This window comes from Micromonospora sp. A200 (genome assembly GCF_029893845.1).
In the GTDB taxonomy this organism is placed as follows: Bacteria; Actinomycetota; Actinomycetes; order Mycobacteriales; family Micromonosporaceae; genus Micromonospora; species Micromonospora purpureochromogenes.
In genome coordinates, this window is record NZ_JARXXY010000001.1 from 288346 (window position 1) to 307716 (window position 19371).

Consider the following 19371-nt stretch of genomic DNA (forward strand, 5'->3'; position numbering starts at 1 on the left):
GATTCCTCGGGAGCCCGCCGGCGTCTACGGGGTCACCGGCTCGTAGGTCGCCTCGAAGATGGCTGGCTTGCAGGGGTAGTGCTCGCCATGCACACCCCGGATGACCCAGTCGCCCTCGTCGGCGCGCATGGTGCCTTCGAGCGTGCTGATCAGCAGGTAGGCCCGGCCTCGCTCGTCAGTGCCGCCCCCGCCGAACTGATCAGCCGGGATGAAGTCCCGGGCAGCGGCGAACTGGTCGCGGGTGAGTTGCACGGCCTCAATCTCGACGGGCTTCTTGCGGAACTTCACGGTGTTGGTCCTTCCTGGTTGGGCCGCTCAGCGCGGCACGGTGACGGTCACAGGCCGATGCCGGCGGCGGGGTTCTTCCGCCACCGGTCCACTTCTTCGAGGTAGCCGAACAGCGCCGCTGAGCCCTCTTTCCAGCCGCCGTGCCGGGCGATGCGCACCAGGTCGGCGTCGGGGGCGGCGTAGGCGGCGGTGGCGAACCCGCGCCGCAGCGAGTGCCCGGAGAACGCGTCGGCGGCGTCGAGGCCGGCGGCGACGGCAGCCCGGCGGATGATGTTCGCGACGGTCTCCCCGGTGATGCGGCCGTCGGTGTCGCCGCGGCCGGTGGCAACGTGCCCGACCCGGCCGTGCCGGTCGATCCGCACGAACAGCGGCCCGTCCTGGCGGCCGTGGTGGGCCAGCGCGGTGCGCCACTGCTCGACGGCGCGGACGGGGCAGGTGGCGAGGTTGGAGCCGTACGGCACGGCGACGATCCGACCCCGGCCGTCCTTGTCGGTCTTGGACAGCCGCACCGTGACTTGCAGGCCTTCGGGGTGGGGTTCGAGGTCGGCGAGGTTGAGGGCGGCGATTTCGGAGCGGCGTGCGCCCATGGCGAAGCCGAGGACGATGACGGCGCGGTCGCGGACCCCGACGAGGGTGTCGGGGTCGAGGGTGGCGACCATGGCGCGTAGGGCGGTGAGCGTGAGGGCGGGGGCGCGTTTCACTGTGCCGCCCTGCTTGGCGTACCGCTTGCGGTAGCCGCGCAGCACGTCCTTGACGCCGCGCCGGTCGAGCGGGCCTGCGCCAGCCAGTTCGTGTGCCTTGGCGATGGCGGCCATGGCCCGCCCGATGGTGGCGGGGGCTTTCTCGCCGAGCGCGAGGTGGGCGGCGTACTGGGCGAGGGTTTCCCCAGTTGCGGGCAGCGGTGTGCGCTCCTGCTCGGCGCACCAGTCGGTGAACCGCTTCCAGTCCTCCTGGTAGGCGCGGCGGGTGCTCTCGGGGGTGGCTTCCCGGATGAGTTCCCACGCGTCGTCCGACAGGTGGTAGTCGCGGGGGGCGGGCGCGCGGTTGAGGGGCGTCAGGTCGGTCACGGCTGGGCCGCCTCGTCGAGGTGCTTGAGCCGGTACTCGACACGCCACCGCGCGTTGCTGTCCGCCTCGGCTCGCACGTAGGCGGTGATGTCGTCGAGCTGAGACCGGACGTGCCGCAGCGACATGCACACGTCGTGCCACACCTTGTCGGTGCTCTGGTAGGAGTGCCGGGCCTCGCGCCAGCGGAACCGCTTGCCGCAGCCGTCGCAGCGGTCGACGATCCACCGGCGGACGTTCAGGTACGGCCACCACCGGTAGTGCAGGTGCCGGCCGTGGCGGAACGTCCAGGCAAGCCGAGCGGTGATGCTCGTCGGCGGGTGGCCGCACACTTCGAACGCGTCGTGGCCGCCGGGCTCGTCGTGCCACACGTCGAGCCGGAGCGGGCGGGCTTCGATGAGCAAGAACGAAGGATCATGCATTGTCGATCTCTCTTTCTGGTTCGTGGGAATGTCAGTTATCGCGGATCAGGGCTGGCGCTTCAGGTAGGCGATGGCCGAGATGAGGGTCGCCTCGCTCTCACCTGCCTTGCCGATGAGGAAGTTGCACCGGTTGCACAGCAACCCCCGGACGCGCCCGGTGGTGTGGCAGTGATCGACGACGAGCTTGAAGGCTTCCGCCGCTTTCGACCCGTCGAGCCGGGGCCGTCCACCTCGTGAGGTGGTGATGTCGTCCTCGTGGGTGCGGCAGATCGCACACCGGTAGTCCTGCTCGGCTCGGAGGGCGTCGTAGTCGGCGGGCCGCATCCGGTACTTACGCCAGAGGTCGGAGGCGCGAGTCGCTTCCGGGCCGGCTGCCCACCTCCGCTCTCGCTGCTGGGCCAGCTTGCGCTCCCGGCAGGTTGCGCATGGGGTGCTCAAGCCGTCGTCGGCGAAGTCGCTGAACGCTCGCCACTCACCGCACCTACGGCACCAGCGGCCATCAGCCTGCTCGGTCACTTCGTCTCCTTGATCGTTCTGTACCAACAAACCGCTGCTTCTGGGGCTACTCACGCGACTGCCCCGACGAACCCGAACAGGTCGCCCTGCCCGTCGAGCTGCTGCGCCGGCTTGGGCTGGCGAGCGGCCTTGGCGCGCTGCGCCGGGTCGGTGGTGCGCCAGCGGGCGAGGCGGCAGTAGTCGGCGGACCGGTCGACGCTGATGCCGTGGCGGCCAAGGACGGACGCGACGAGCGCGGTGGTGCCGGTCCCGCCGAACGGGTCGAGCACCGTGCCACCGGCCGGCGACCAGCCCTGGACGATGCGACGCGGCCACTCGATGGGAAACGCCGCGAAGTGGTCGACGTCGAGGTGCTCGGGCACCTTCAGTGGCTCACCCGCGATCTCCCATACCGATCCGGGCATCTTGCCGAGCGGGTTGACGACCGGGGGCTTGGCGAAGCCGCCAGCGTCCACCCGGTCGGCGTTGGTCCGCCGGTTGTAGCCGGTGCGCTCGTACTCGTACGCCTTGGCTGTCCAGGCGGCGTGTGGTTGGCGGATGGCGTCGCAGTCGGAGTAGTAGCTCGGGCTGAGCGTCAGGTGGACCCAGTCCTCGTGGGTGCGGTGGACGCGGTCGCGGACCTGCCCCTCGGGCAACCCGTTGGGCTTCGACCAGATCGCGACGGCCCGCACCACGAGGCCGAGCTGGTCGAGGCAGGCGATGCGGTAGCGCTCCGGCAGGAGCAGGAGCGACTTGCGCGGGAAGCCGAGGCCGGATGCGTCGAGTGGCGATGTGCCGGTACGTCGGGCGGTGCGGCCCGCGTTCTTGCCGTCGATGGTGGTCCGACCGGGCGCACCCTTGCCGCTGTAGTACGAGTCGCCGAGGTTGACGAACATCGACCCGGTCGGCTTGAGCACCCGCATCCACTCGCGGGTGCAGTCGATCAGGCTGGCCACGAACTCGGCGGGGCTCTGCTCGGCGCCGATCTGCGCGGCGTAGTGCTCCCCGCCGTCCGTGTAGGAGCGGAGCCCGTAGTACGGCGGCGAGGTGACGATCAGGTCCACGCTCGCGTCGGGCAGCGGGATCGCCCGGGCGTCGGCGCGGAGGATGGTGGCGGTCATCACGCGGCTCCTGTCTGGGGCTGGTGGGTGTCGGGGCGGGTGCCGTCGTGGCCGGCCGGCACCGTCTCGGGTTCGCCGTAGCCGGCGGCGCGCAGGAGGGTGACGGCGTCGGCGAGCAACATCCGCACCGACGCGTCGGCGACGACCGCGCGGTTGGGCGGGGGCTTGATGCCGACGCGCAGCAGGGCGACAGTCGACAGCGGCAGGACGGCCCACCATCGGCCAGCGTTGGCGGGTCCGACGCCGGCACGCTGGACGACGAGGATGCCGACCTCGGCCCGGGCGTTCTCGCGTTCGCGGGTCAGCTCGGCCATCCAGCGCTCGATCATCAGGTCGCTGGCGGTGCGGGCCGCGTCTCCGCCCTTCACCTCCCAGCACACGGCCGGTGTCCCCGTGATGTCTCCGGCGTCGAGGGCGCCGCGGAGGCTGCGCCGTTCCGCGTGGGGGAAGCCGTTGGGTTGGATGTAGCGGACGACGGCGGACTCCGCCTTGGTGCCGATGTCGCGGGGCCGGCGCTTCACGGCTTCACCTCGGCGGCGGCATGCGGGCACTCCGGCGCGTGCAGGTAGGCGGTCTCTCCGCAGTCGGGGCACACGTACGGCTGGTTGCTCGGCCCGAGGGTTCGTACCGCCTCGGTGAAGTCGGCCGGGTCGAGGTCCGGGTCGATGTGACCGGGGTTGACGCCGTACCGGACGAGTACGTCGGCCAGCCACTCTTCCCATTCGCCGTTGAGCGCACCCGCCTCGGGGGTGAGGTCCCAGATCAGCGTCGGGGCGTAGTCGGTCTGGTCGGTCAGGGCGGCGACGGCGGTGGTGGAGGCGACAGCGGCCAGCGCCAAGTAGCCGAGGTCCGGGCGGGAGCCAGGTTCCGGGTTAGGCGTGAGGCTGCGGATCTCGGCGCGGAAGGCGGCCCAGCAGGCGAGGGCCTGGGCGGCGTAGTGCTTCGCCCAGGTCTCGCGGTTGGCACCTTCGCGGGTGGCCGGGGCCGGGGCGATCCGGTTGGCGGTGTTAATCGGCGATTCGGTGGCGGTGGTCGGCGTGGTCACGGGTGCTGCTCCTTGGGTCGGTGGGCGCGGGTGAGGCGGTTGAGGGCTTCGTGTTGGCGGGCGGCTTCCTGGCGGGCGGCGAGCAGGATCTCGTCGGAGCGGGTCAGCGGCTTCTCATCGGCCTCGGGCTGGTCGCGGCGTGCCAGGGCGGCGGCGACGACCTCACGGCAGGCGGCTATGCCCCGCTCGTTGCGCTCCACCTGCTCCGGGCTGAGGCGGCTCACCACTCGGTCACCACCTGGCGCACGGCGGGCCCGTCGAGGACGAGGACACCGCCGCCGTCGATGAGCCGCTCCACCACCGGGTGCCCGTAGCGGGTGACGAGCTCGTCGTACGCCGCGTCGGCGCTGCCACCCGAGTTGGTGGTGACGATGAGCCGGCGCTCGTTGGCGCAGCGGGCGTCGACGATGCGCTGGAGCTGCTCCAGCCACCAGTCAGTGACGCGTTCCCGGCCGAGGTCGTCGAGCAGCAGCAGGGGGCAGGTGGTGGCGTAGTCGTAGGCGAGGGGTTCGCCGCTGTCGGGCTTCAGTACGGCGGACAGGTCGGCGGCGGTCCATGCCATGACCCAGGTGTCGCGGTGGTGGACGTCGTTGGCGATGGCGTACGCGGCGGTGGTTTTGCCGGTGCGTGCGGGTCCGGCGAGGACCAGGGAGCGGGGGCCGGTGTCCCACCAGCGGGCGATCTTGCCGTTGGGGTTTTGGGCGGCGGTGAGGATGTCGTAGCTGGCGCGGGCGTACCTCGAGGGCCGGCGGCGGCTGTAGATGATGGCCCGGTTCGCGGCTTGGCGGGCGCGCATGGCGACCATTTCGGCGCGGTCGGCTTCGGCGAGGCGGGCGGCGTGGGTGGCGTCGTCCTCGAGGACGGCGGGGGCGCGGGCGTCGAGGCGCTGCTGCCAGTCGGTGAGGGCGTGGCGGACGAGCTCGGCGGTCATCAGGCCACCTCCCCCATCGGCAGGACGCCCTGGGCCAGCCGGTCGGCGATCGCCTCGCAGTACCCCTCGTTCGCCTCGATGAGCACCGCGCGTCGGCCCGACATGCGCGCGGCATCAGCCGTCGACCCGGAGCCGCCGAACAGATCGAGCACCAGGCCCCCGGGTGGGCAGGCGTAACGGATCAGCGGGTCAAGGAGCCGCACGGGCTTTTCGGTCGGATGCTGGCTGACAGTTCGGGAGATCGACGCGTCGACGACTGACGGGTGGTAGGCGAGGCCGTCAGACACCTGGAACGAGGCGCCACGTGCGCCCGTAACCCCCGGCTCGTTAGCGGCTCGGCCGATGAGGTCACCGGCGCGGCGCCTGACTGCTGGCACACGGGGGGGCGTGTGGTGAATGGATCCCCAAGCGCCGCGATAGAAGTGCAGCGCATGTTCGTGGATCCGGTTGAAGCGGTCACCTGGCTGGAAGCCGGCGACGTTCTTGCGCCAGACAACATCCTGGGAAAGTTTCCAGCCAGCGAACTCGTCGCGCCGGTCGAGGAACATGCGCATCGACCCGAAGCACCACATGCTCGAGGTGAGCTTCGCGGCGACGGTCGGCCAACCATCCGGCCAGCGGTCCCACTCCAGCGACGTCTCGCCGTACGGGGGGTCGGTAACGATGCAGTCGGGCTGCAGGTCAAGGATCGGCAGGATCTCCCGGCTGTCGCCGTGGTAGAGCGTGACGGTGTCGTCGGCGTAGTACGGCTTCATCAGGCGCTCCTGGTCTGCTGGCTGGAGTAGGTGGCGTTGGCGCCGTTGGCGAAGGGGTTGTCGTCGCGGCCGTTGATGTGCCGGTTCGCGCCGGTGGCGACGGGGCGGCCTCGGCGGTTCTGCTGGTCGTCGGCGGCCTTCCGCATCCAGTTGCGCCAGGCGGCCTTCCAGTCGGCCTTGCGGGCCTTCGCGCCGGCCTGGGAGCGCCAGTAGTCGCCGAACTTGGCGTGCTCCGCTCGGCCGTCGATGCCGGGGCAGTTGGCGGCGAACCAAGCCTTGAGTTCTGCATCAGGAGTGAAGTCGTCGGGGAGTCTGCTTCCCCTGGGGTCGCGGGAGCCGTTAGGCGACCCAAGCTCTTGTACTACTGACGGTTCTAAGGACGGTTCAAGGACGGTTCCGGGTGCACGCGCTGCGGGGGTGGGGTGCACGCGCTGCGGGGGGGCTCCCGCAGTTCCTGCGGGGGGGTGCAGCTTCTGCCCCTGCACGGACTGCGGGGGGTGCACGGCGTGCGGGGGTGCAGATTCTGCGGGGGGTGCAGATTCTGCGGGGGTCATAATCACCCGATACCGGTTGCAACCGCCGGGCCCCGCGTTGCGGTAGACCCTCAACTCCTTCGATGCAGTGAGCCGCGTGAGGGCGTTCTGGACGCCCCGCTCGGAGAGCCCCGTCTTGCGGACCAGTTCGGCCATGCTCGGGTAGGCGTTGCTGCCGTCATCCGACGCGCAGTCGGCGATGGCGAGGAGCACCAGGCGGTCCGTCTTCTTGGATCGCGAGCTGTCCCACACCCACGTCATGACGCGGATGCTCATTCGTGGTCCCCCTGGTGGTGGTTGCGGATGTGGTTCTCGAGGGCGTCGGCGGCGGCGACCACCGCAGCGGCCGGGTCCTGGCCTTGACCGAGGACCGTGAGCTCGCAGAGCGGGCAGTCGACGGTGGTCGCGGTGCCGCGGTGGTCGCCGGTGCTCATGCCGCCACCAGTGCCTTTGGCCGGGTGGTGGTGCGGGGCATCTGGTGGTGGGTGCGGAAGCGCATGACGCAGTTGCGGGCCTTGACCGGGGTGTCGGACCAGCGCAGCCGCAGGCCGATGGTGCGGTCGTCGAGGCCTTCGTCCATCAGCTGCTCGACGACGTAGCGCCGCTCGGCGGTGTTGAGGTCGCGGGCGGTGAGCCCGCCGCTGAGCGCGGCTTCGACCTTGCCGAGGTTGACGTCGCGGCGGGACCGCCAGGCGGTGTAGTCGGCGGCGACCTCGGCGGGAACGCGGGCGATGAGGACGCTGCCGGGGGCGTAGGCGGTCCAGCCGGGCACGCCGGCGGCGGGCTGGATCAGCCAGAACGGCGGGCCGGTGATGATGACGCCGCGCTCTTCGGCTTCGTCGTCGATGTCGATTTCGGCTTCGGCGATGAGCTGGCGGCGGGTGTAGTTCTCGTCGGTGATCGGCCAGACGATCTGCAGGATGTGCTCGCTCATGTCAGGCCGCCTCGGCGAGCTTCGCGGAGCGGGCGGCCCAGGCGTCGAGGACCTGCTGGTCGCGGATGCCGTGGTCGCGGCAGACGGCCTTGATCTCGTCGAGCCGGGTCTGCGTGTCGGCGGCCTCGATCTCGCCGAGCGCCTGGTCGACCGTGAACGGCTCGACTTCCTCGGCGGGCGGCTGCTCGACGGGCGCCCCGAGGATCTCGGCGGCGGTGACCCGGGTCAGTTTCGGCCGGACGGCGGCGGGCTCGTCGTAGAGCTCCTCCGCGCTGTAGGGCATGCCCATGATGGCGGCGGAGTCGAGCCAGCGGGCCATCTCGCTGGTCGCGCGGGCGACGAGCATGGCGGTGGGGTCGGTCTTCCACTTCGGGTTCTTGGCGACGTACCCGGCGGTGGTGGCGCGCTCGATGGTCCATTCGAGGCGCTGCCAGCGGTCGCTGCCCTTGCGGCGGCCCTCGACGATGGCGTGCTTGTTGTCGGCTTCGATGACCTCGAGGTCGTGGCCGCGGGACTGTACGACGGCGCGCAGCGTGATGGCCTTCGGGGCGGGCGTCCCCTGAATGGAATCGAAGGCGCGGAGGCTGGCCATGGGTCCGAAGCCGAGCTCGGCGCCGGCGAGGATCGCGGCGCAGCCCTCTTCGGGCTTCCCGCGGTAGGCCTGGGGGGCGAAGGTGGTGCCGCACAGTTTGGTGGCGATGCCGTAGGCGGCGTCGGCGACGCGGGCCCATTCGGCGAGGCGCTCGATGGCCTGGTCGGAGCCGGTGGCGAGGTCGAGCTGCTGGTCGGCGCGGACGGCGATGTCGGTCATCGGGTGAACTCCTCAGTGCGGGTCGCCCAAGCGGGCAGAGAGACAAGGGCGATGTCGTGGTCGTCGCCGTAGCCCGGCCACACGCCGTTCGCGGTGCACTCGGCGTAGATGTGCAGGGCGCGCCGGTTCAGCTCCCGGCCGGTCATCAGCGCCTCGGCGTCAAGCTCGACGACGGTCACCAGGTAGGGCGGGGTCTTCTCCTGGAAGACGAAGACGAACGCGGCGTCCTCCCCCAGCCCGGCGGCGGCGATGCCGTCGAGGTACCAGGCGGCCTGCATGTAGTAGCCGTGGTTGTGGACGGCCTTGCGCACCGCCTCGGGGTGGGCGGACAGGCAGGTCTTGTAGTCGGGGACGATGAGCCGCCCGCGGCCCTGCGCGGGCAGCCAGTCGGTGCGTGCCCGCCGCCAGGTGCCGGTGTCGCCATCGATCCAGAACAGGGACTGTTCGGGCTTGCCGCCGGCGGCGGGGTTGAACAGTGCGGAGGCGATGGGGTGGCGGCGGATGGCGTCGGCCATGGCGGTGACGTGGTCGTGGTCGGCCTGCTTCAGCGGAACCCCGCCGAGGTCGCGGACCTTGGCGACGTGCGCCTTGGCGTCCTTGGTGTCCCAGCGGTCGCCGGGCACCACCTCGAGGTGCGGGCCGACGCCCAGCACCAGCTTGTGGGCGGCGTGGCCGATGTCGAAGGTCTTCTTCGGCGGCTCGGGGTGGCGGCGCTCGTAGTCGAAGCGGGCGGGGCAGGTCTCGAGCAGCTTCCGCGCGCCGGAGCTCGACAGGCTGCCGGCCGGCACCGGGTCGCCGTGGTAAACCGCGTCGGGCATGCCGTCGTAGACGCCTGGCTCGGTGACGATGATCTGGGTGGTGGTCACGCAGCCACCACCTGACGCTGGTGGCTCCGCCGCCAGTGCTTCTGCGCGGCGTCAGCGGAGACGCCGATGGCCTCGCCGATCTCGGCCCAGGTGGCGGGCGGGTTGTGGGCGCGCATGCGGGCGATGACGTGGTGGTGGCGGCCGGCGCCGGGCGGCTGCCGGCGGGGCTTGCCCTTGTTCCGCTGGCGGCGGTCGTAGTCGCTGAGGCCACCCCACACGCCGTACAGCTGGGTTGGGGACTGCGCGAGGGCCCATGCCTCGCAGGCGGCCAGGAGGGGGCAGCGGCGGCAGACGGCCTTGGCCTTCCGCGCCTTCACCGTCTCGCTCTTCTCGGGGAAGAACAGGTCGGGGTCTTCGCTGCGGCAGGCCGGGGTGTCGGTGGCCTGGTCGACGAAGTCGGGGTAGAGGCTCACCGCTCCCCCTCTCCGTTGACGCCGTTCACGGCGGGGGCGAGTTCGTCGGCGATGGGGCGGCGGAGTTGGGCGGGCCAGCGGAGGATGGTGTGGTCGCTGCGGTGGCCGCGTGCGGTGTTGCGTCGGTGGCGGCGGGTGGCGGACCAGCCGGCGATGGCGAGGGGCAGGGTGTCGAGGCTCATCGGGCCACCGCCTCGGCGGAGACGGGCTCGATGTGGGTGAGAGCGATGCAGCCCGAGACGCCTTCCAGCCAGACGACGGCGGTGTGCCCGCTGAGCAGCTGAGCCTCGGTGCGGGTGGTGCTGGTCTTGCCGTCGCCTTCGCGGACGCCCTTCCAGTAGCGGACGGTGGTGCCGATCGGGTGGGCGGCGTTGAACAGCTCGACCCGGCGGCACTCGCGCTCCATGTCGCGCTCACGGCGGAACCGGTCGCGGGCTGCGCTGGTCTGGTCGAGCAGGCCGTTCAGCTCACGCACCTCGGCCTTGAGCAGGTCCCGCTCGTTGGCGAGGGCGTTCTTGTCGCGGAGTACCTGCTGGTGTTCGGTGTGGTCGCGGTGGGCCTGGTTGCGGACGTCGGCCAGCTCGGCGCGGGCCTGCTGCTCGCGCTCTCGCAGCGTCGCCACGGCCTGGCGGTCGAGGGCGAGGTGCTCCCGCGTCTCGGCCAGCTCGGCGCGCAGCTTCTCCAGCTCGGCGACCTTCGCCCAGACCATGTCGACGTCCTCGGCCCACATGCGGGCCGCCTCGTCGTGGTCGGTGCTGTGGCGGGCCTGCGCCTGAACGAGGCGGATGGTGGCGAACGCGGCCCACCCGGCGAGGCTCATGGCCCGGCCGTCGACGGTGTTGTGGAGGTCGGCGGTCAGTTCGGCGCCGTAGACGGCTTCCCCGCGCTCGGCGAGGCGGCGGGCGGTCTCCGGGTCGGCGGCCAACGCGTCGACCGCGCGGAGGGCGTCGACTGCGCCCTGGTCGATGAGGTGGATGTCGTGGGCGGTGAAGTCGGTCATCAGAGGCTCCCGTTCATCAGGAGGGCGGGGCCGGCGATGGCGGCCCACAGCAGGGCGAGGGTGAGGAAGAGGGCGACGACCGCGCCGTGGGCGTTCACCGGGACACCCCGGGCAGCGCGACGTCGACGACGGGGCGGGCCTCGGCGGGGATCTCGCAGTACTCGGCGTCGCAGCCCCACTCCAGCGCCCGGTAGAGGCTGAGCGTGTGCCGGTCGTCCTCGGACAGCCCGGCGAACCAGTCGGCGGCGTTGTTGGCGGTGAGCGCCGACCAGTCGGCGGTCTGGAGGCTGGCGAGCTTCCGGCCGGAGGCGCGGCAGCAGTTGATGCAGGCGTCGCCGTCGGCGATGGTCGCGCCGGTGGCGAGGTGGGTGATGGTGAAGGTGCCCCCGAGTACGGGCCTGCCGTCGTCCGTCTTCCCAGTGGCGGGGGTGATGGCGAGCCAGTCGTTGATGGGCTCGCAGGGGACGGTGAGGGTGCCGCTGTCGGTGGTGATGGTGGCGAAGGGGAAAGGCGCGGGGGTGGTGATCTGAGGCGTGGTCATCAGTGGCTCCTGGCGTGGAAGCGGGGCATGTGGAAGCGGGGCAGGATGGCGCGGATCTGCCGCCGGAAGTCGGCGAGCACGTCCTCGCGGTGCTGGCCGGTGCAGGCGATCTGCGCGGCGCGCATCTGGTGGCGCAGGCCGCGCCAGCGCAGGTACCAGCCGCCGGCGCGGAAGGCGAGGGCGTGGGTGACGATGAGGATGAGGACGGCGATGAGGAGTTCCATCACGCACCTGCCTCCGTGTCGGCGGTCTGCCAGCAGGCGTCCCGGTCGCACCACGCCTTCGAGAAGCCGGCGAAGCAGTTCCACGACGACACCCACGCCCAGGGCATGAACCGGCCGCAGTAGTCGCAGCGGTGGTCGTAGCGGTTGAACCGGCGGCTCATGCGGCGGCCCTCCGCAGTCGGGCCGGCCGGTAGTAGGCGAGCACCTGGGCGACCTGCGGGGCGGTCAGCTTGCCGCTGTCCGGCCACGCGCCGAGCACCTTCACTGCTGCGGCGAGGGTGAGGTCGCCGTAGGGGGCGAGGTGGTGCAGGGCGTGGGCGACCGGGTCCGCGTCGAGGCCGACGTCGCGGGGGCACCATGGGCCGGTGATGACGGGCGGGTCCTGCGGGCCGGCGGTGGGGGCCGGGGTGGCGTCGGGGCGGCTGACCCAGGCGGCGAAGGTGTCGATGTCGATGCTCACGCCGCACCGCCCCCGAGGTTGGCTGGCTCGTGCGGGTAGCACAGGCCGCAGCCGGCGCAGGCGAGCACAACGGGGTCGGTGTCCTGCGGGGTGGCGATGCGCCAGGCGCAGAGCAGGTCGTGCAGAACGCCGGGCACGACGCGCATCCGGAAGGCGCCGTCGTATACGACGTCCATGGCGGGGACGGGCTCCGTGCCGGCGGCGACCGCGTCGGCGTAGGCGTGCAGCTCGGCGGCGAGGGCCGCGCGGTCGACGTTGCTCATCGCGTGGCCTCCAGGTGGGCGTGGCGGTAGGCGCGGCGGAACTCCAGCTCGGCGTCGATGGCGTGCCGGACGGCGGCGGCGTTCTCACCGGGCAGGCAGGCGTTCTTGCCGGCGAGGCGGTGGAGGTCGGCGTCGGACATGTCGCGGATGTCGGTGGCGATGTGGTTGACCGCCGCCGCGTCCCGGGGGCTCACTTGGCACGCTCCGCGTTCTCCGCGTCGACCGCCGCGAACGCCTTCAGGACCGCCCACTTGATGGAGTGGAACTTGTCCGGCAGGACGTCGAGGGCGACCAGCGTGTCGACCGCCTGCCGGACGGTGAAGGCGGCGTAGCGGTCCTCAAGCTGCTGCCACTTCCCGTCCACGCGGTGCCACAGGTCGAAGCCCCACTCCTGCGGGCGGATGCGGATGGTGTGGTTCGGGTCGACCCAGCCGAGGTTGGTGTCGAACCAGCCGTGGCGCTTGCGCCACTGGTTGATCTCGACGATCAGCTGACGCTCGGTGGGGGTGAGGGTCCCGTTCATCGGGTACCTTCTTTCTGGTCTAGCGGCGTCCCTGCGGCTGTGGAGGTAGCGGGGGCGTCGCTTTGCTGTCCGGGCCCGGTCGGGCGCCGGGTGGATCAGGCGGCGTCGGTGCCGTGGCGCTTGCTGGCGTTGTTCCGCCGCGCCAGCACCTTCGGCAGGATCTGGGCGAGCGCCTCGGACAGCGCCTCGGCGGCCTCCCGGCCGGCGTCGCTGTTCGGGTCGAGCGGCGGCGGCAGGTCGCGGGGCCCGGACGGGCGCGGCGGCTGAGACGGGCCGGACGGCGGGTGCGTCATGACGTCACCCGGCCGAACAGCGCCTCGACGGTGGTGTCCAGGTCGGCGGCCATCCGCATCGCCAGCGGGAGGCTGACTCCCTTGCGGCCGGCGCGAATCAGGGACATGTGCGTGCGGCCGATGCCGTGCTTCTTGGCCTGCTGGGTCACCTTGAGGAGTCCCTTCCGCTCCGCGAGAGCGTCGTAGACCTCGACCCGCAATCGGATGCCGTTGGTCTTTGGCGACTCTGCGTTGCTCTTTGCCGTCGCTTCCATGCAGGCCACGGTAGACCGTTGCCTAAAGCCAACGCAATAAGCGGCGGGGAAACTCGCCGGTTTCAGCCGAACGGACAGGTACCCATCGGGTGGTTCGATGCCTTACCGTTGCCGGTAGACAACACCATGAGGGAGGTTAAGCCCATGCCACAGCGCATCAACGACGCTGGTACGTCAAGGATCAAGCGGCGGCGAAGACTGGCCGACGCCGTTGCCAAAGAGCAACGCCCGCCGAATTACCGCTGCCGCTGGCTCAGCGCCTACCGTGCGCCTATGGGCGACGCATCCCCACCCGCCGAGGACTGGGCCGGCTATCTGCGACGCATGACCAGCCGACCCGGCTGGAGCGTGGCCAGGCTCGCCCGCGAGGCTGGCGTGAACCGGTCCACGATCTTCGGTTGGATCAAGGGCGACGGCGTGACCGTCGCGTCTGTCAAGCAGATCGCGAAGGCGCTCGGCGACAGCGAAGCCCACGCCCTGGCCGCCGCCGGCGGGGCAACGACCGGCGGTGACCAGCTCGACGCGGACGTGCGGATCATCCTGCGCAGGCTGGCGGACCCCACGGTCAGCGAGGCGGAGAAGACGCTGATCCGGGCGACCCTGAAGCATCTGGCGGACCTCGCCGACCAGGCCGAGCGGGGCGACGACAAGGGCCGCGCCGCCAGCTGATGCCCCGCAAACGTCATCTCGCCCCGGCTCCAGACAGCCCCGGTCGGGTTGTCGCCTACGTTCGCGTCTCCGCCCTCGCTGGCCGCGGGGGAGACGACTTCCACAGCCCCGATGTGCAGTTGGCGGCGATCCGCCGGACCACCGCCCCGGCGGGGCTGCACGAGGTGGAGGTCATCGAGGACATTGACCGCACCGGCCGGCACTTCTCCCGCGAAGGCATCGACAAGATCCGGCGTCTCGCCCTAGCTGGGCAGATCGACGCCGTGGCGGTGTACGACGTGTCGCGGCTGGGTCGCAACGTCCGCGAGTCCCTCGTCTTCCTCGCGTGGCTCGCCGACCAGGGTGTGACCATCCTGTCCGCGTCCGAGCAGGTGGACACGTCGACACCGGCGGGCCGGCTGATGCTGACGAACATGCTGGCCATCGCCGAGTACCGGTCGGATGAGATTGGCCGTAGCTGGGCGGGGGCGATCTCCCGGCGGGCGGAGCGTGGCCAACACCACGGCAAGCCGCTGGGCTATGTGAAGCGGGACAAGCAGCTGGTGCCCGACCCGGTGGTCGGCCCGGCGATGACCGAGGTGTTCCGCCGGTACGCGGCCGGTGACCCGATCGGGGAGATCACCAGCTACCTGGCGGCGGTGCGTGGCCGGGCGATGGTCACGGCGAACGTCAAGAAGTTCATGCGTAATCCCGTCTACCTCGGCAAGGTCGTCGCCGGGGATGAGGTGCTGCCCGGGACGCACGAGCCCTTGGTTGATGAGGTGACGTGGCGGCGGGTGCAGGACCGGCTGGCCGCCGACGCCGGCACCCCGCCGCGGCATCTGGCGCCCACCTGGTCCCTCGTCGGGCTCGTCGAGTGCCCGAGCGGTCACAAGCTTCAGCGGCAGGGTGACCGGCTGGTGTGCGGCATGGGTCGCGGGGATGTGAAGGGCGGCGTCTGCGAGGGTGTGGGCCGTCCGCTGCTGGAACGGGTGGAGGCGGAGGTGCTCCGCCAGGTCGCGGTGTACGCGTCGCGGCTGCGCACCGACCACGCCGCGAGGGCTGCCCGGCTGGCGCGAGTGGCGGCGGGCCGGACGGATCGGGCGGTGTTGGAGCGGCAGGTCGCCGACGCCCGCGCGGGCATGGTCCGGTTGGCGAAGACGAACGCCCTCGACCCGCTACCGTCCGAGGTGTATCAGCAGGCGATGTCCGAGCTGCGGGAGGCGGAGCGAACGGCCGCCTCCGAGCTGGCGAGGATGGGCCCGGTGCAGCCGCCAATGGATCCGGTGGAGGCCGCGAACGCGGTGGATGCGCTGTTGGGGTTGTGGCCGGAGATGCTGCCGGCGGAGCGGGGTCAGGCGTTGCGGTCGCTGGTGGATCGGGTGGTGATTCGTCCGGCGTCGCGGTGGCGTGAGCCGGAGTCCGACCGGGTTGACGTGCTGTTCCGCTGGTAGTTGTTTGTGATCTCCGACGATCGTCGGCAATGTGCTGACGGCACCCGAGTGGCGCCGTACCACACAGAGCAACACGCTGGTCGCCAACTTCAAGGTCGCCTCGACCGCCCGCCGGCTCGACCGGGACAGCGGCCGGTGGGTGGACGGCAACAGCCTCCGCGTCCGGGTGAACTGCTGGCGCAAGCTGGCCGAGGGGGTGGCGGCCTCGGTGATGGTCGGCGACCCGGTGGTGGTGGCCGGCCGCCTCTACACCCGCGACTGGATCGACGACGCGGGTAACCACCGCACCGTCTACGAGTTGGAGGCGGTCGCCGTCGGGCACGACCTGTCCCGCGGGCGGGGCCGGTTCCTGCGCAACAAGCCGACCATGGCCACCAGCACCGTGGAGGACGCCGAGGCGGCCGGTCGGGTGCAGGGCGAGCCGACCGAGCCGGTGCCGCACGAGCAGGCGCCGGCCGCGCCGGACGACCGGCCGTTCGACGAGGACTTCGAGTTCTCCGGCTTCGCCGTGCCCCGCGCCGGCCACGAACTGCCCGGCACCGACCTGGCGGAGCTGACCGACCCGTTCGACGAGGAGGGCGACGACGCTCCGGCGTCCGGCGACGAGCTCGCCCCGGTGCCCGGGGACGGCGAACAGGGCGCCGGGGAGGGCGAGCTGGACTCGCGCCGGAGGAGACCGCCGTCACACCGGCCGGACGGGGTCGGCGCGGGCGCGGCCGGGTGCCGGTGCCGGCCTGACCGGGCGGGCCGGAGCGGTGAGCTGCGCAGGTGGCGCCGCTGCGGCCCGACGGGGGTGTACGGACGGGGGCGGGGTGGCGACGACGGCGTCGGTCACCCCGCCGTACGGCTAGGCTGGCCGGCCGGAGGTGGTGCGAGGTGCGTCAGGCGACCGCCGTGGCGAACGCGGCAGGGCTGGTGGCGGGATACGCCCTGGACTCCCTGCTCGGCGACCCGCGTCGCTGGCACCCGGTGGCCGGCTACGGCCGCGCAGCCGGTGCCCTGGAACGTCGGGTCTACCGCCCCGACCGGGCCGCCGGCGCCGTCTTCACCACGCTCGCCGTCGGCGCGCCGGTGCTGCTCGGCGCCGCCGCCACCGTGGCGACCCGGCGGCACCCGGTGCTGCGGGGCCTGCTCGTGGCCGCCGGCACCTGGACGGTGCTGGGCGGGCGCACGCTGCGCCACGAGGCCGGCGTGATGGGGTCCGCGCTGCGCGGCGGCGACCTGCCGGCGGCCCGGCGCCGCCTGGGCCACCTCTGCGGGCGGGACCCGTCCGCGCTCGACGAGTCCGAGCTGGCCCGGGCCACCGTCGAGTCGGTCGCCGAGAACACCTCCGACGCGGTGGTCGCCCCGCTGCTCTGGGGAGCGGTCGCCGGCCTGCCCGGCCTGCTGGGCTACCGCGCGGCCAACACGCTCGACGCCATGGTCGGCCACCGCTCGCCCCGCTACGCCCGCTTCGGCACCCCCTCCGCCCGCCTCGACGACGGGCTCAACCTGGTGCCGGCGCGGCTGACCGGGCTGCTCACCGTCGCCCTCGCCCCGACCGCCCACGGCGACCGGGCCAGCGCCTGGCACGTCTGGCGCCGCGACCGCGACGACCACCCCAGCCCCAACGCCGGCCAGTGCGAGGCGGCGATGGCCGGTGCCCTCGGCGTCCGGCTCGGCGGGCGCAACGTGTACTTCGGTCGCTCCGAGGTGCGGCCGTTCCTCGGCGACGGTCCCCGCCCCGAGGCGCGACACCTCAGGCGGGCCGCCCGGATCTCCGGCGCCGTCGGGCTGGCCGCGCTCGTGATCGCGGCCGCCTGGCCCCTGACCGGCGGGCGGCTGGTGGCGGCGGTGGGCCGGCGGGGGCTGCGCGGCCTGGCTGCCGTCGGCCGGGGGAGTGGACGGTGAGCGGCGGGCTGCTGGTCGCCGGCACCACCTCCGACGCCGGCAAGAGCGTGCTCACCGCCGGGATCTGCCGCTGGCTGCACCGCCGGGGGGTCGCCGTGGCCCCGTTCAAGGCGCAGAACATGTCCAACAACTCCGCGGTGGTCGTCGGCCCCGACGGCCGCGGCGGGGAGATCGGCCGCGCCCAGGCGATGCAGGCCGCGGCCTGCGGGCTCGCCCCCGACCTGCGGTTCAACCCGGTGCTGCTCAAGCCCGGCAGCGACCTGGCCAGCCAGGTGGTGCTGCTCGGCGAGGCCGTCGACACCGTCACCGCAGGCAACTTCCGGGAGCTGCGGCCGAAGCTCGCCGAGACCGCGTACGCGGCCCTGGCCGAGCTGCGCGAGGCGTACGACGTGGTGATCTGCGAGGGCGCCGGCAGCCCGGCCGAGATCAACCTGCGGGCCGGCGACTACGTCAACATGGGCCTGGCCCGGCACGCCGGCCTGCCCACCATCGTCGTCGGCGACATCGACCGGGGCGGGGTGTTCGCCTCGATGTTCGGCACCGTCGCCCTGCTCGACCCGGCCGACCAGGCGCTGGTCGCCGGCTTCGTGATCAACAAGTTCCGGGGCGACCTGGGGCTGCTCCGGCCGGGGCTGGACATGCTGCGGGGGGTCACCGGCCGCCCGACGTACGGGGTGCTGCCCTGGCACCTCGACCTCTGGCTCGACGCCGAGGACTCCCTCGCGTACGGGCGGGTGCTCGGCCGGCCGGCCGCGCCACGCGGCACCGACTGGCTGGACGTCGCCGTGGTCCGGCTGCCCCGGATCAGCAACGCCACCGACGTCGAGGCGCTCGCCACCGAGCCGGGCGTGCGGGTCCGGCTGACCGTCGAGCCCGCCGAACTGGCCGCCGCCGACCTGATCGTCCTGCCCGGCTCCAAGTCCACCGTCGCCGACCTGGCCTGGCTGCGCGAGACCGGCCTCGCCGACGCCGTCACCGCGCACGCCGCCGCCGGCCGGCCGCTGCTCGGCATCTGCGGCGGCTTCCAGATGCTCGGCCGGGCCATCCACGACCCGGTGGAGAGCCGCCGGGGCAGTGTCCCCGGGCTGGGCCTGCTCCCCGTCGAGATCACCTTCGACCGGCGCAAGACCGTCCGGCAGGCGGTGGGCACCGCCACCGGTGGCGTCCCGGTGCGCGGCTACGAGATCCACCACGGGTACGTCTCGACCGCCGACCCGGGCCTGCCCTCGCTCCTGACGTACGCCGACGGCGACGGCGAGGGCGCGCGGCTCGGCGCGGTGTACGGCACCCACTGGCACGGCGCGTTCGAGTCCGACGAGTTCCGCCGCCGGTTCCTCACCGAGGTGGCCCGGACTGCCGGGCGGCACGGTTTCCGGGTGGCGCCGGACACCGCCTTCGCCGCCGCCCGCGAGCGCTCGCTCGACCTGCTCGGGGACCTCGTCGAGGAACACCTCGACACCGACGCGCTGTGGCGGCTGGTCGAGACCGGCGCGCCGGCCGACCTGCCGTTCATCCCGCCCGGGGCCCCGCCGGCGACCTGACCGGCCCGGAAACCGGCCGCGCCGCCGCCTGATCGACACCGGTTACGGGATGTGGTGGTATCCCGTTCGCTGGGATACCGCAACCTCGCCGACATCGCTGAGCGGGCGCGACCCGGCCCGGCTGGCGCGGCCCGGTCACGGGCGGATGTCGGCGGGCTCGTCGGAGAACGGCAGTCCCGCCTCCCGCCACGCCTGCACCCCGCCGATCATGTCGGTCGCGTTCCGCAGCCCCAGCGCCTGCAGGCTCGCCGCGGCGAGGCTGGAGGCGTAGCCCTGCCGGCACACCACGACGATCTCCCGGTCGTATCCGGTCGCCTCGGGGATGCGCCACTCGCTCGCCGGGTCCAGCCGCCACTCCAGCACCGTCCGGTCGATGACGACCGCGCCGGGCAGCTCGCCCTGCTCGCGGCGCTGCGACTCGGTACGGGTGTCGACCAGCAGGGCGCCGGCCCGCACCGCCTCGACCGTCTCCTGCGGACTCAGCCGGCGCAGCCCGGCACGGGCCTGTTCCAGCAGGGCGTCCACGCCCGGACTCATCACGTCATGCAGCACATCCAGATCATGCCGGTCACTCGGAGCGACCGCCGGGCGAAACGGCCGGG

General features: G+C 72.4%; 31 protein-coding genes and 2 pseudogenes. 5 read left to right on the forward strand and 28 right to left on the reverse strand.

From position 1 onward, the window contains the following. Positions 1–24: 24 nt before the first annotated feature. The 27 genes and pseudogenes from M2302_RS01425 to M2302_RS01555 all read right to left on the reverse strand — a co-directional run bounded on the left by M2302_RS01425 (position 25) and on the right by M2302_RS01555 (position 13236). Positions 25–288, reverse strand: coding sequence for a hypothetical protein (locus M2302_RS01425; RefSeq protein ID WP_280836151.1), 264 nt, complete (start codon positions 286–288; stop codon positions 25–27). Positions 289–335: 47 nt separating this feature from the next. Further along, on the reverse strand, positions 336–1355 hold the full coding sequence (locus tag M2302_RS01430; protein WP_280836152.1) for a tyrosine-type recombinase/integrase: 1020 nt from the start codon (positions 1353–1355) through the stop codon (positions 336–338). Next, on the reverse strand, positions 1352–1756 hold the full coding sequence (locus M2302_RS01435; RefSeq protein ID WP_280836153.1) for a hypothetical protein: 405 nt from the start codon (positions 1754–1756) through the stop codon (positions 1352–1354). Before M2302_RS01435 ends, M2302_RS01430 begins: the two co-directional genes overlap by 4 nt. 63 nt (positions 1757–1819) lie before the next feature. Further along, the gene (locus M2302_RS01440) at positions 1820–2290 is read right to left on the reverse strand and encodes an endonuclease domain-containing protein (protein ID WP_280836154.1); all 471 of its coding nucleotides are present in this window, start codon (positions 2288–2290) and stop codon (positions 1820–1822) included. 50 nt (positions 2291–2340) lie between these two features. Then, positions 2341–3390: a site-specific DNA-methyltransferase gene (locus tag M2302_RS01445; protein ID WP_280836155.1), complete on the reverse strand. Its 1050-nt coding sequence runs from the start codon at positions 3388–3390 to the stop codon at positions 2341–2343. Then, positions 3390–3911, reverse strand: a complete 522-nt coding sequence (locus tag M2302_RS01450; protein WP_280836156.1) for a hypothetical protein — start codon at positions 3909–3911, stop codon at positions 3390–3392. Before M2302_RS01450 ends, M2302_RS01445 begins: the two co-directional genes overlap by 1 nt. Beyond that, a complete protein-coding gene (locus tag M2302_RS01455) occupies positions 3908–4435 on the reverse strand; it encodes a hypothetical protein (protein ID WP_280836157.1) in 528 nt (175 codons plus the stop codon). The genes M2302_RS01450 and M2302_RS01455 overlap by 4 nt, the downstream gene beginning before the upstream one ends. After that, on the reverse strand, positions 4432–4659 hold the full coding sequence (locus M2302_RS01460; protein ID WP_280836158.1) for a hypothetical protein: 228 nt from the start codon (positions 4657–4659) through the stop codon (positions 4432–4434). The genes M2302_RS01455 and M2302_RS01460 overlap by 4 nt, the downstream gene beginning before the upstream one ends. Beyond that, complete coding sequence (locus tag M2302_RS01465) at positions 4656–5366, reverse strand: ATP-binding protein (protein ID WP_280836159.1); 711 nt, start codon at positions 5364–5366, stop codon at positions 4656–4658. The genes M2302_RS01460 and M2302_RS01465 overlap by 4 nt, the downstream gene beginning before the upstream one ends. Continuing rightward, positions 5366–6121: a site-specific DNA-methyltransferase gene (locus M2302_RS01470; RefSeq protein ID WP_280836160.1), complete on the reverse strand. Its 756-nt coding sequence runs from the start codon at positions 6119–6121 to the stop codon at positions 5366–5368. Before M2302_RS01470 ends, M2302_RS01465 begins: the two co-directional genes overlap by 1 nt. After that, positions 6121–6930, reverse strand: coding sequence for a helix-turn-helix domain-containing protein (locus tag M2302_RS01475; RefSeq protein ID WP_280836161.1), 810 nt, complete (start codon positions 6928–6930; stop codon positions 6121–6123). Before M2302_RS01475 ends, M2302_RS01470 begins: the two co-directional genes overlap by 1 nt. Then, a complete protein-coding gene (locus M2302_RS01480) occupies positions 6927–7088 on the reverse strand; it encodes a hypothetical protein (protein ID WP_280836162.1) in 162 nt (53 codons plus the stop codon). Before M2302_RS01480 ends, M2302_RS01475 begins: the two co-directional genes overlap by 4 nt. After that, the gene (locus M2302_RS01485) at positions 7085–7588 is read right to left on the reverse strand and encodes a hypothetical protein (RefSeq protein WP_280836163.1); all 504 of its coding nucleotides are present in this window, start codon (positions 7586–7588) and stop codon (positions 7085–7087) included. The genes M2302_RS01480 and M2302_RS01485 overlap by 4 nt, the downstream gene beginning before the upstream one ends. Position 7589: 1 nt before the next feature. Beyond that, positions 7590–8399, reverse strand: a complete 810-nt coding sequence (locus M2302_RS01490; RefSeq protein ID WP_280836165.1) for a hypothetical protein — start codon at positions 8397–8399, stop codon at positions 7590–7592. Next, a complete protein-coding gene (locus tag M2302_RS01495; RefSeq protein WP_280836166.1) occupies positions 8396–9265 on the reverse strand; it encodes a PD-(D/E)XK nuclease-like domain-containing protein in 870 nt (289 codons plus the stop codon). Before M2302_RS01495 ends, M2302_RS01490 begins: the two co-directional genes overlap by 4 nt. A gap of 185 nt (positions 9266–9450) precedes the next feature. After that, positions 9451–9678, reverse strand: a pseudogene (locus M2302_RS01500) (WhiB family transcriptional regulator); the annotation flags it as partial. Then, positions 9675–9860 (reverse strand): hypothetical protein, encoded by a 186-nt coding sequence (locus M2302_RS01505; protein WP_280836167.1) that lies wholly within the window; start codon positions 9858–9860, stop codon positions 9675–9677. The gene M2302_RS01505 and the pseudogene M2302_RS01500, both read right to left, overlap by 4 nt. Further along, positions 9857–10678: a hypothetical protein gene (locus tag M2302_RS01510; protein WP_280836168.1), complete on the reverse strand. Its 822-nt coding sequence runs from the start codon at positions 10676–10678 to the stop codon at positions 9857–9859. Before M2302_RS01510 ends, M2302_RS01505 begins: the two co-directional genes overlap by 4 nt. Before the next feature lie 94 nt (positions 10679–10772). After that, positions 10773–11219, reverse strand: coding sequence for a hypothetical protein (locus M2302_RS01515; protein WP_280836169.1), 447 nt, complete (start codon positions 11217–11219; stop codon positions 10773–10775). After that, on the reverse strand, positions 11219–11443 hold the full coding sequence (locus M2302_RS01520) for a hypothetical protein (protein ID WP_280836170.1): 225 nt from the start codon (positions 11441–11443) through the stop codon (positions 11219–11221). The genes M2302_RS01515 and M2302_RS01520 overlap by 1 nt, the downstream gene beginning before the upstream one ends. Beyond that, positions 11443–11604, reverse strand: a complete 162-nt coding sequence (locus M2302_RS01525) for a hypothetical protein (RefSeq protein WP_280836171.1) — start codon at positions 11602–11604, stop codon at positions 11443–11445. The genes M2302_RS01520 and M2302_RS01525 overlap by 1 nt, the downstream gene beginning before the upstream one ends. After that, entirely contained in the window at positions 11601–11903 is a 303-nt protein-coding gene (locus M2302_RS01530; RefSeq protein WP_280836172.1) for a hypothetical protein, read from the reverse strand. Before M2302_RS01530 ends, M2302_RS01525 begins: the two co-directional genes overlap by 4 nt. Continuing rightward, on the reverse strand, positions 11900–12166 hold the full coding sequence (locus M2302_RS01535; protein WP_280836173.1) for a hypothetical protein: 267 nt from the start codon (positions 12164–12166) through the stop codon (positions 11900–11902). Before M2302_RS01535 ends, M2302_RS01530 begins: the two co-directional genes overlap by 4 nt. Beyond that, positions 12163–12360: a hypothetical protein gene (locus M2302_RS01540; protein WP_280836174.1), complete on the reverse strand. Its 198-nt coding sequence runs from the start codon at positions 12358–12360 to the stop codon at positions 12163–12165. The genes M2302_RS01535 and M2302_RS01540 overlap by 4 nt, the downstream gene beginning before the upstream one ends. Continuing rightward, entirely contained in the window at positions 12357–12689 is a 333-nt protein-coding gene (locus M2302_RS01545; protein WP_280836175.1) for a hypothetical protein, read from the reverse strand. The genes M2302_RS01540 and M2302_RS01545 overlap by 4 nt, the downstream gene beginning before the upstream one ends. A gap of 95 nt (positions 12690–12784) precedes the next feature. Further along, a complete protein-coding gene (locus M2302_RS01550) occupies positions 12785–12982 on the reverse strand; it encodes a hypothetical protein (protein WP_280836176.1) in 198 nt (65 codons plus the stop codon). Further along, positions 12979–13236 carry a hypothetical protein gene (locus M2302_RS01555; RefSeq protein ID WP_280836177.1) on the reverse strand — a complete coding sequence of 86 codons (258 nt, stop codon included), beginning with the start codon at positions 13234–13236 and terminating at the stop codon, positions 12979–12981. The genes M2302_RS01550 and M2302_RS01555 overlap by 4 nt, the downstream gene beginning before the upstream one ends. A 144-nt stretch (positions 13237–13380) precedes the next feature. Here M2302_RS01555 and M2302_RS01560 point away from each other — a divergent pair, with 144 nt between their 5' ends. The 5 genes and pseudogenes from M2302_RS01560 to M2302_RS01580 all read left to right on the forward strand — a co-directional run bounded on the left by M2302_RS01560 (position 13381) and on the right by M2302_RS01580 (position 18769). Further along, positions 13381–13905 (forward strand): helix-turn-helix transcriptional regulator, encoded by a 525-nt coding sequence (locus M2302_RS01560; protein ID WP_280836178.1) that lies wholly within the window; start codon positions 13381–13383, stop codon positions 13903–13905. Continuing rightward, positions 13905–15338: a recombinase family protein gene (locus tag M2302_RS01565; RefSeq protein WP_280836179.1), complete on the forward strand. Its 1434-nt coding sequence runs from the start codon at positions 13905–13907 to the stop codon at positions 15336–15338. Before M2302_RS01560 ends, M2302_RS01565 begins: the two co-directional genes overlap by 1 nt. 19 nt (positions 15339–15357) lie before the next feature. Continuing rightward, positions 15358–15771: pseudogene (locus M2302_RS01570) on the forward strand (single-stranded DNA-binding protein); the annotation flags it as partial. Between the two features lie 443 nt (positions 15772–16214). Further along, positions 16215–17228 carry a cobalamin biosynthesis protein gene (locus tag M2302_RS01575; protein WP_280836180.1) on the forward strand — a complete coding sequence of 338 codons (1014 nt, stop codon included), beginning with the start codon at positions 16215–16217 and terminating at the stop codon, positions 17226–17228. Continuing rightward, the gene (locus tag M2302_RS01580; RefSeq protein WP_280836181.1) at positions 17225–18769 is read left to right on the forward strand and encodes a cobyric acid synthase; all 1545 of its coding nucleotides are present in this window, start codon (positions 17225–17227) and stop codon (positions 18767–18769) included. The genes M2302_RS01575 and M2302_RS01580 overlap by 4 nt, the downstream gene beginning before the upstream one ends. Before the next feature lie 135 nt (positions 18770–18904). Here the strand turns inward: M2302_RS01580 and M2302_RS01585 are convergent, their stop codons facing one another. Then, entirely contained in the window at positions 18905–19306 is a 402-nt protein-coding gene (locus tag M2302_RS01585; RefSeq protein WP_154942725.1) for a rhodanese-like domain-containing protein, read from the reverse strand. Positions 19307–19371 lie beyond the last annotated feature (65 nt).

Bases quoted from the DNA above. Each gene is read 5' to 3' on its own strand.
- M2302_RS01445 (WP_280836155.1), bottom strand. From the start codon at position 3,390: ATGACCGCCACCATCCTCCGCGCCGACGCCCGGGCGATCCCGCTGCCC.
- M2302_RS01465 (WP_280836159.1), bottom strand. From the start codon at position 5,366: ATGACCGCCGAGCTCGTCCGCCACGCCCTCACCGACTGGCAGCAGCGC.
- M2302_RS01470 (WP_280836160.1), bottom strand. From the start codon at position 6,121: ATGAAGCCGTACTACGCCGACGACACCGTCACGCTCTACCACGGCGAC.
- M2302_RS01475 (WP_280836161.1), bottom strand. From the start codon at position 6,930: ATGAGCATCCGCGTCATGACGTGGGTGTGGGACAGCTCGCGATCCAAG.
- M2302_RS01480 (WP_280836162.1), bottom strand. From the start codon at position 7,088: ATGAGCACCGGCGACCACCGCGGCACCGCGACCACCGTCGACTGCCCG.
- M2302_RS01485 (WP_280836163.1), bottom strand. From the start codon at position 7,588: ATGAGCGAGCACATCCTGCAGATCGTCTGGCCGATCACCGACGAGAAC.
- M2302_RS01490 (WP_280836165.1), bottom strand. From the start codon at position 8,399: ATGACCGACATCGCCGTCCGCGCCGACCAGCAGCTCGACCTCGCCACC.
- M2302_RS01505 (WP_280836167.1), bottom strand. From the start codon at position 9,860: ATGAGCCTCGACACCCTGCCCCTCGCCATCGCCGGCTGGTCCGCCACC.
- M2302_RS01510 (WP_280836168.1), bottom strand. From the start codon at position 10,678: ATGACCGACTTCACCGCCCACGACATCCACCTCATCGACCAGGGCGCA.
- M2302_RS01515 (WP_280836169.1), bottom strand. From the start codon at position 11,219: ATGACCACGCCTCAGATCACCACCCCCGCGCCTTTCCCCTTCGCCACC.
- M2302_RS01520 (WP_280836170.1), bottom strand. From the start codon at position 11,443: ATGGAACTCCTCATCGCCGTCCTCATCCTCATCGTCACCCACGCCCTC.
- M2302_RS01525 (WP_280836171.1), bottom strand. From the start codon at position 11,604: ATGAGCCGCCGGTTCAACCGCTACGACCACCGCTGCGACTACTGCGGC.
- M2302_RS01535 (WP_280836173.1), bottom strand. From the start codon at position 12,166: ATGAGCAACGTCGACCGCGCGGCCCTCGCCGCCGAGCTGCACGCCTAC.
- M2302_RS01545 (WP_280836175.1), bottom strand. From the start codon at position 12,689: ATGAACGGGACCCTCACCCCCACCGAGCGTCAGCTGATCGTCGAGATC.
- M2302_RS01550 (WP_280836176.1), bottom strand. From the start codon at position 12,982: ATGACGCACCCGCCGTCCGGCCCGTCTCAGCCGCCGCGCCCGTCCGGG.
- M2302_RS01555 (WP_280836177.1), bottom strand. From the start codon at position 13,236: ATGGAAGCGACGGCAAAGAGCAACGCAGAGTCGCCAAAGACCAACGGC.
- M2302_RS01560 (WP_280836178.1), top strand. From the start codon at position 13,381: ATGCCACAGCGCATCAACGACGCTGGTACGTCAAGGATCAAGCGGCGG.
- M2302_RS01565 (WP_280836179.1), top strand. From the start codon at position 13,905: ATGCCCCGCAAACGTCATCTCGCCCCGGCTCCAGACAGCCCCGGTCGG.
- M2302_RS01585 (WP_154942725.1), bottom strand. From the start codon at position 19,306: ATGAGTCCGGGCGTGGACGCCCTGCTGGAACAGGCCCGTGCCGGGCTG.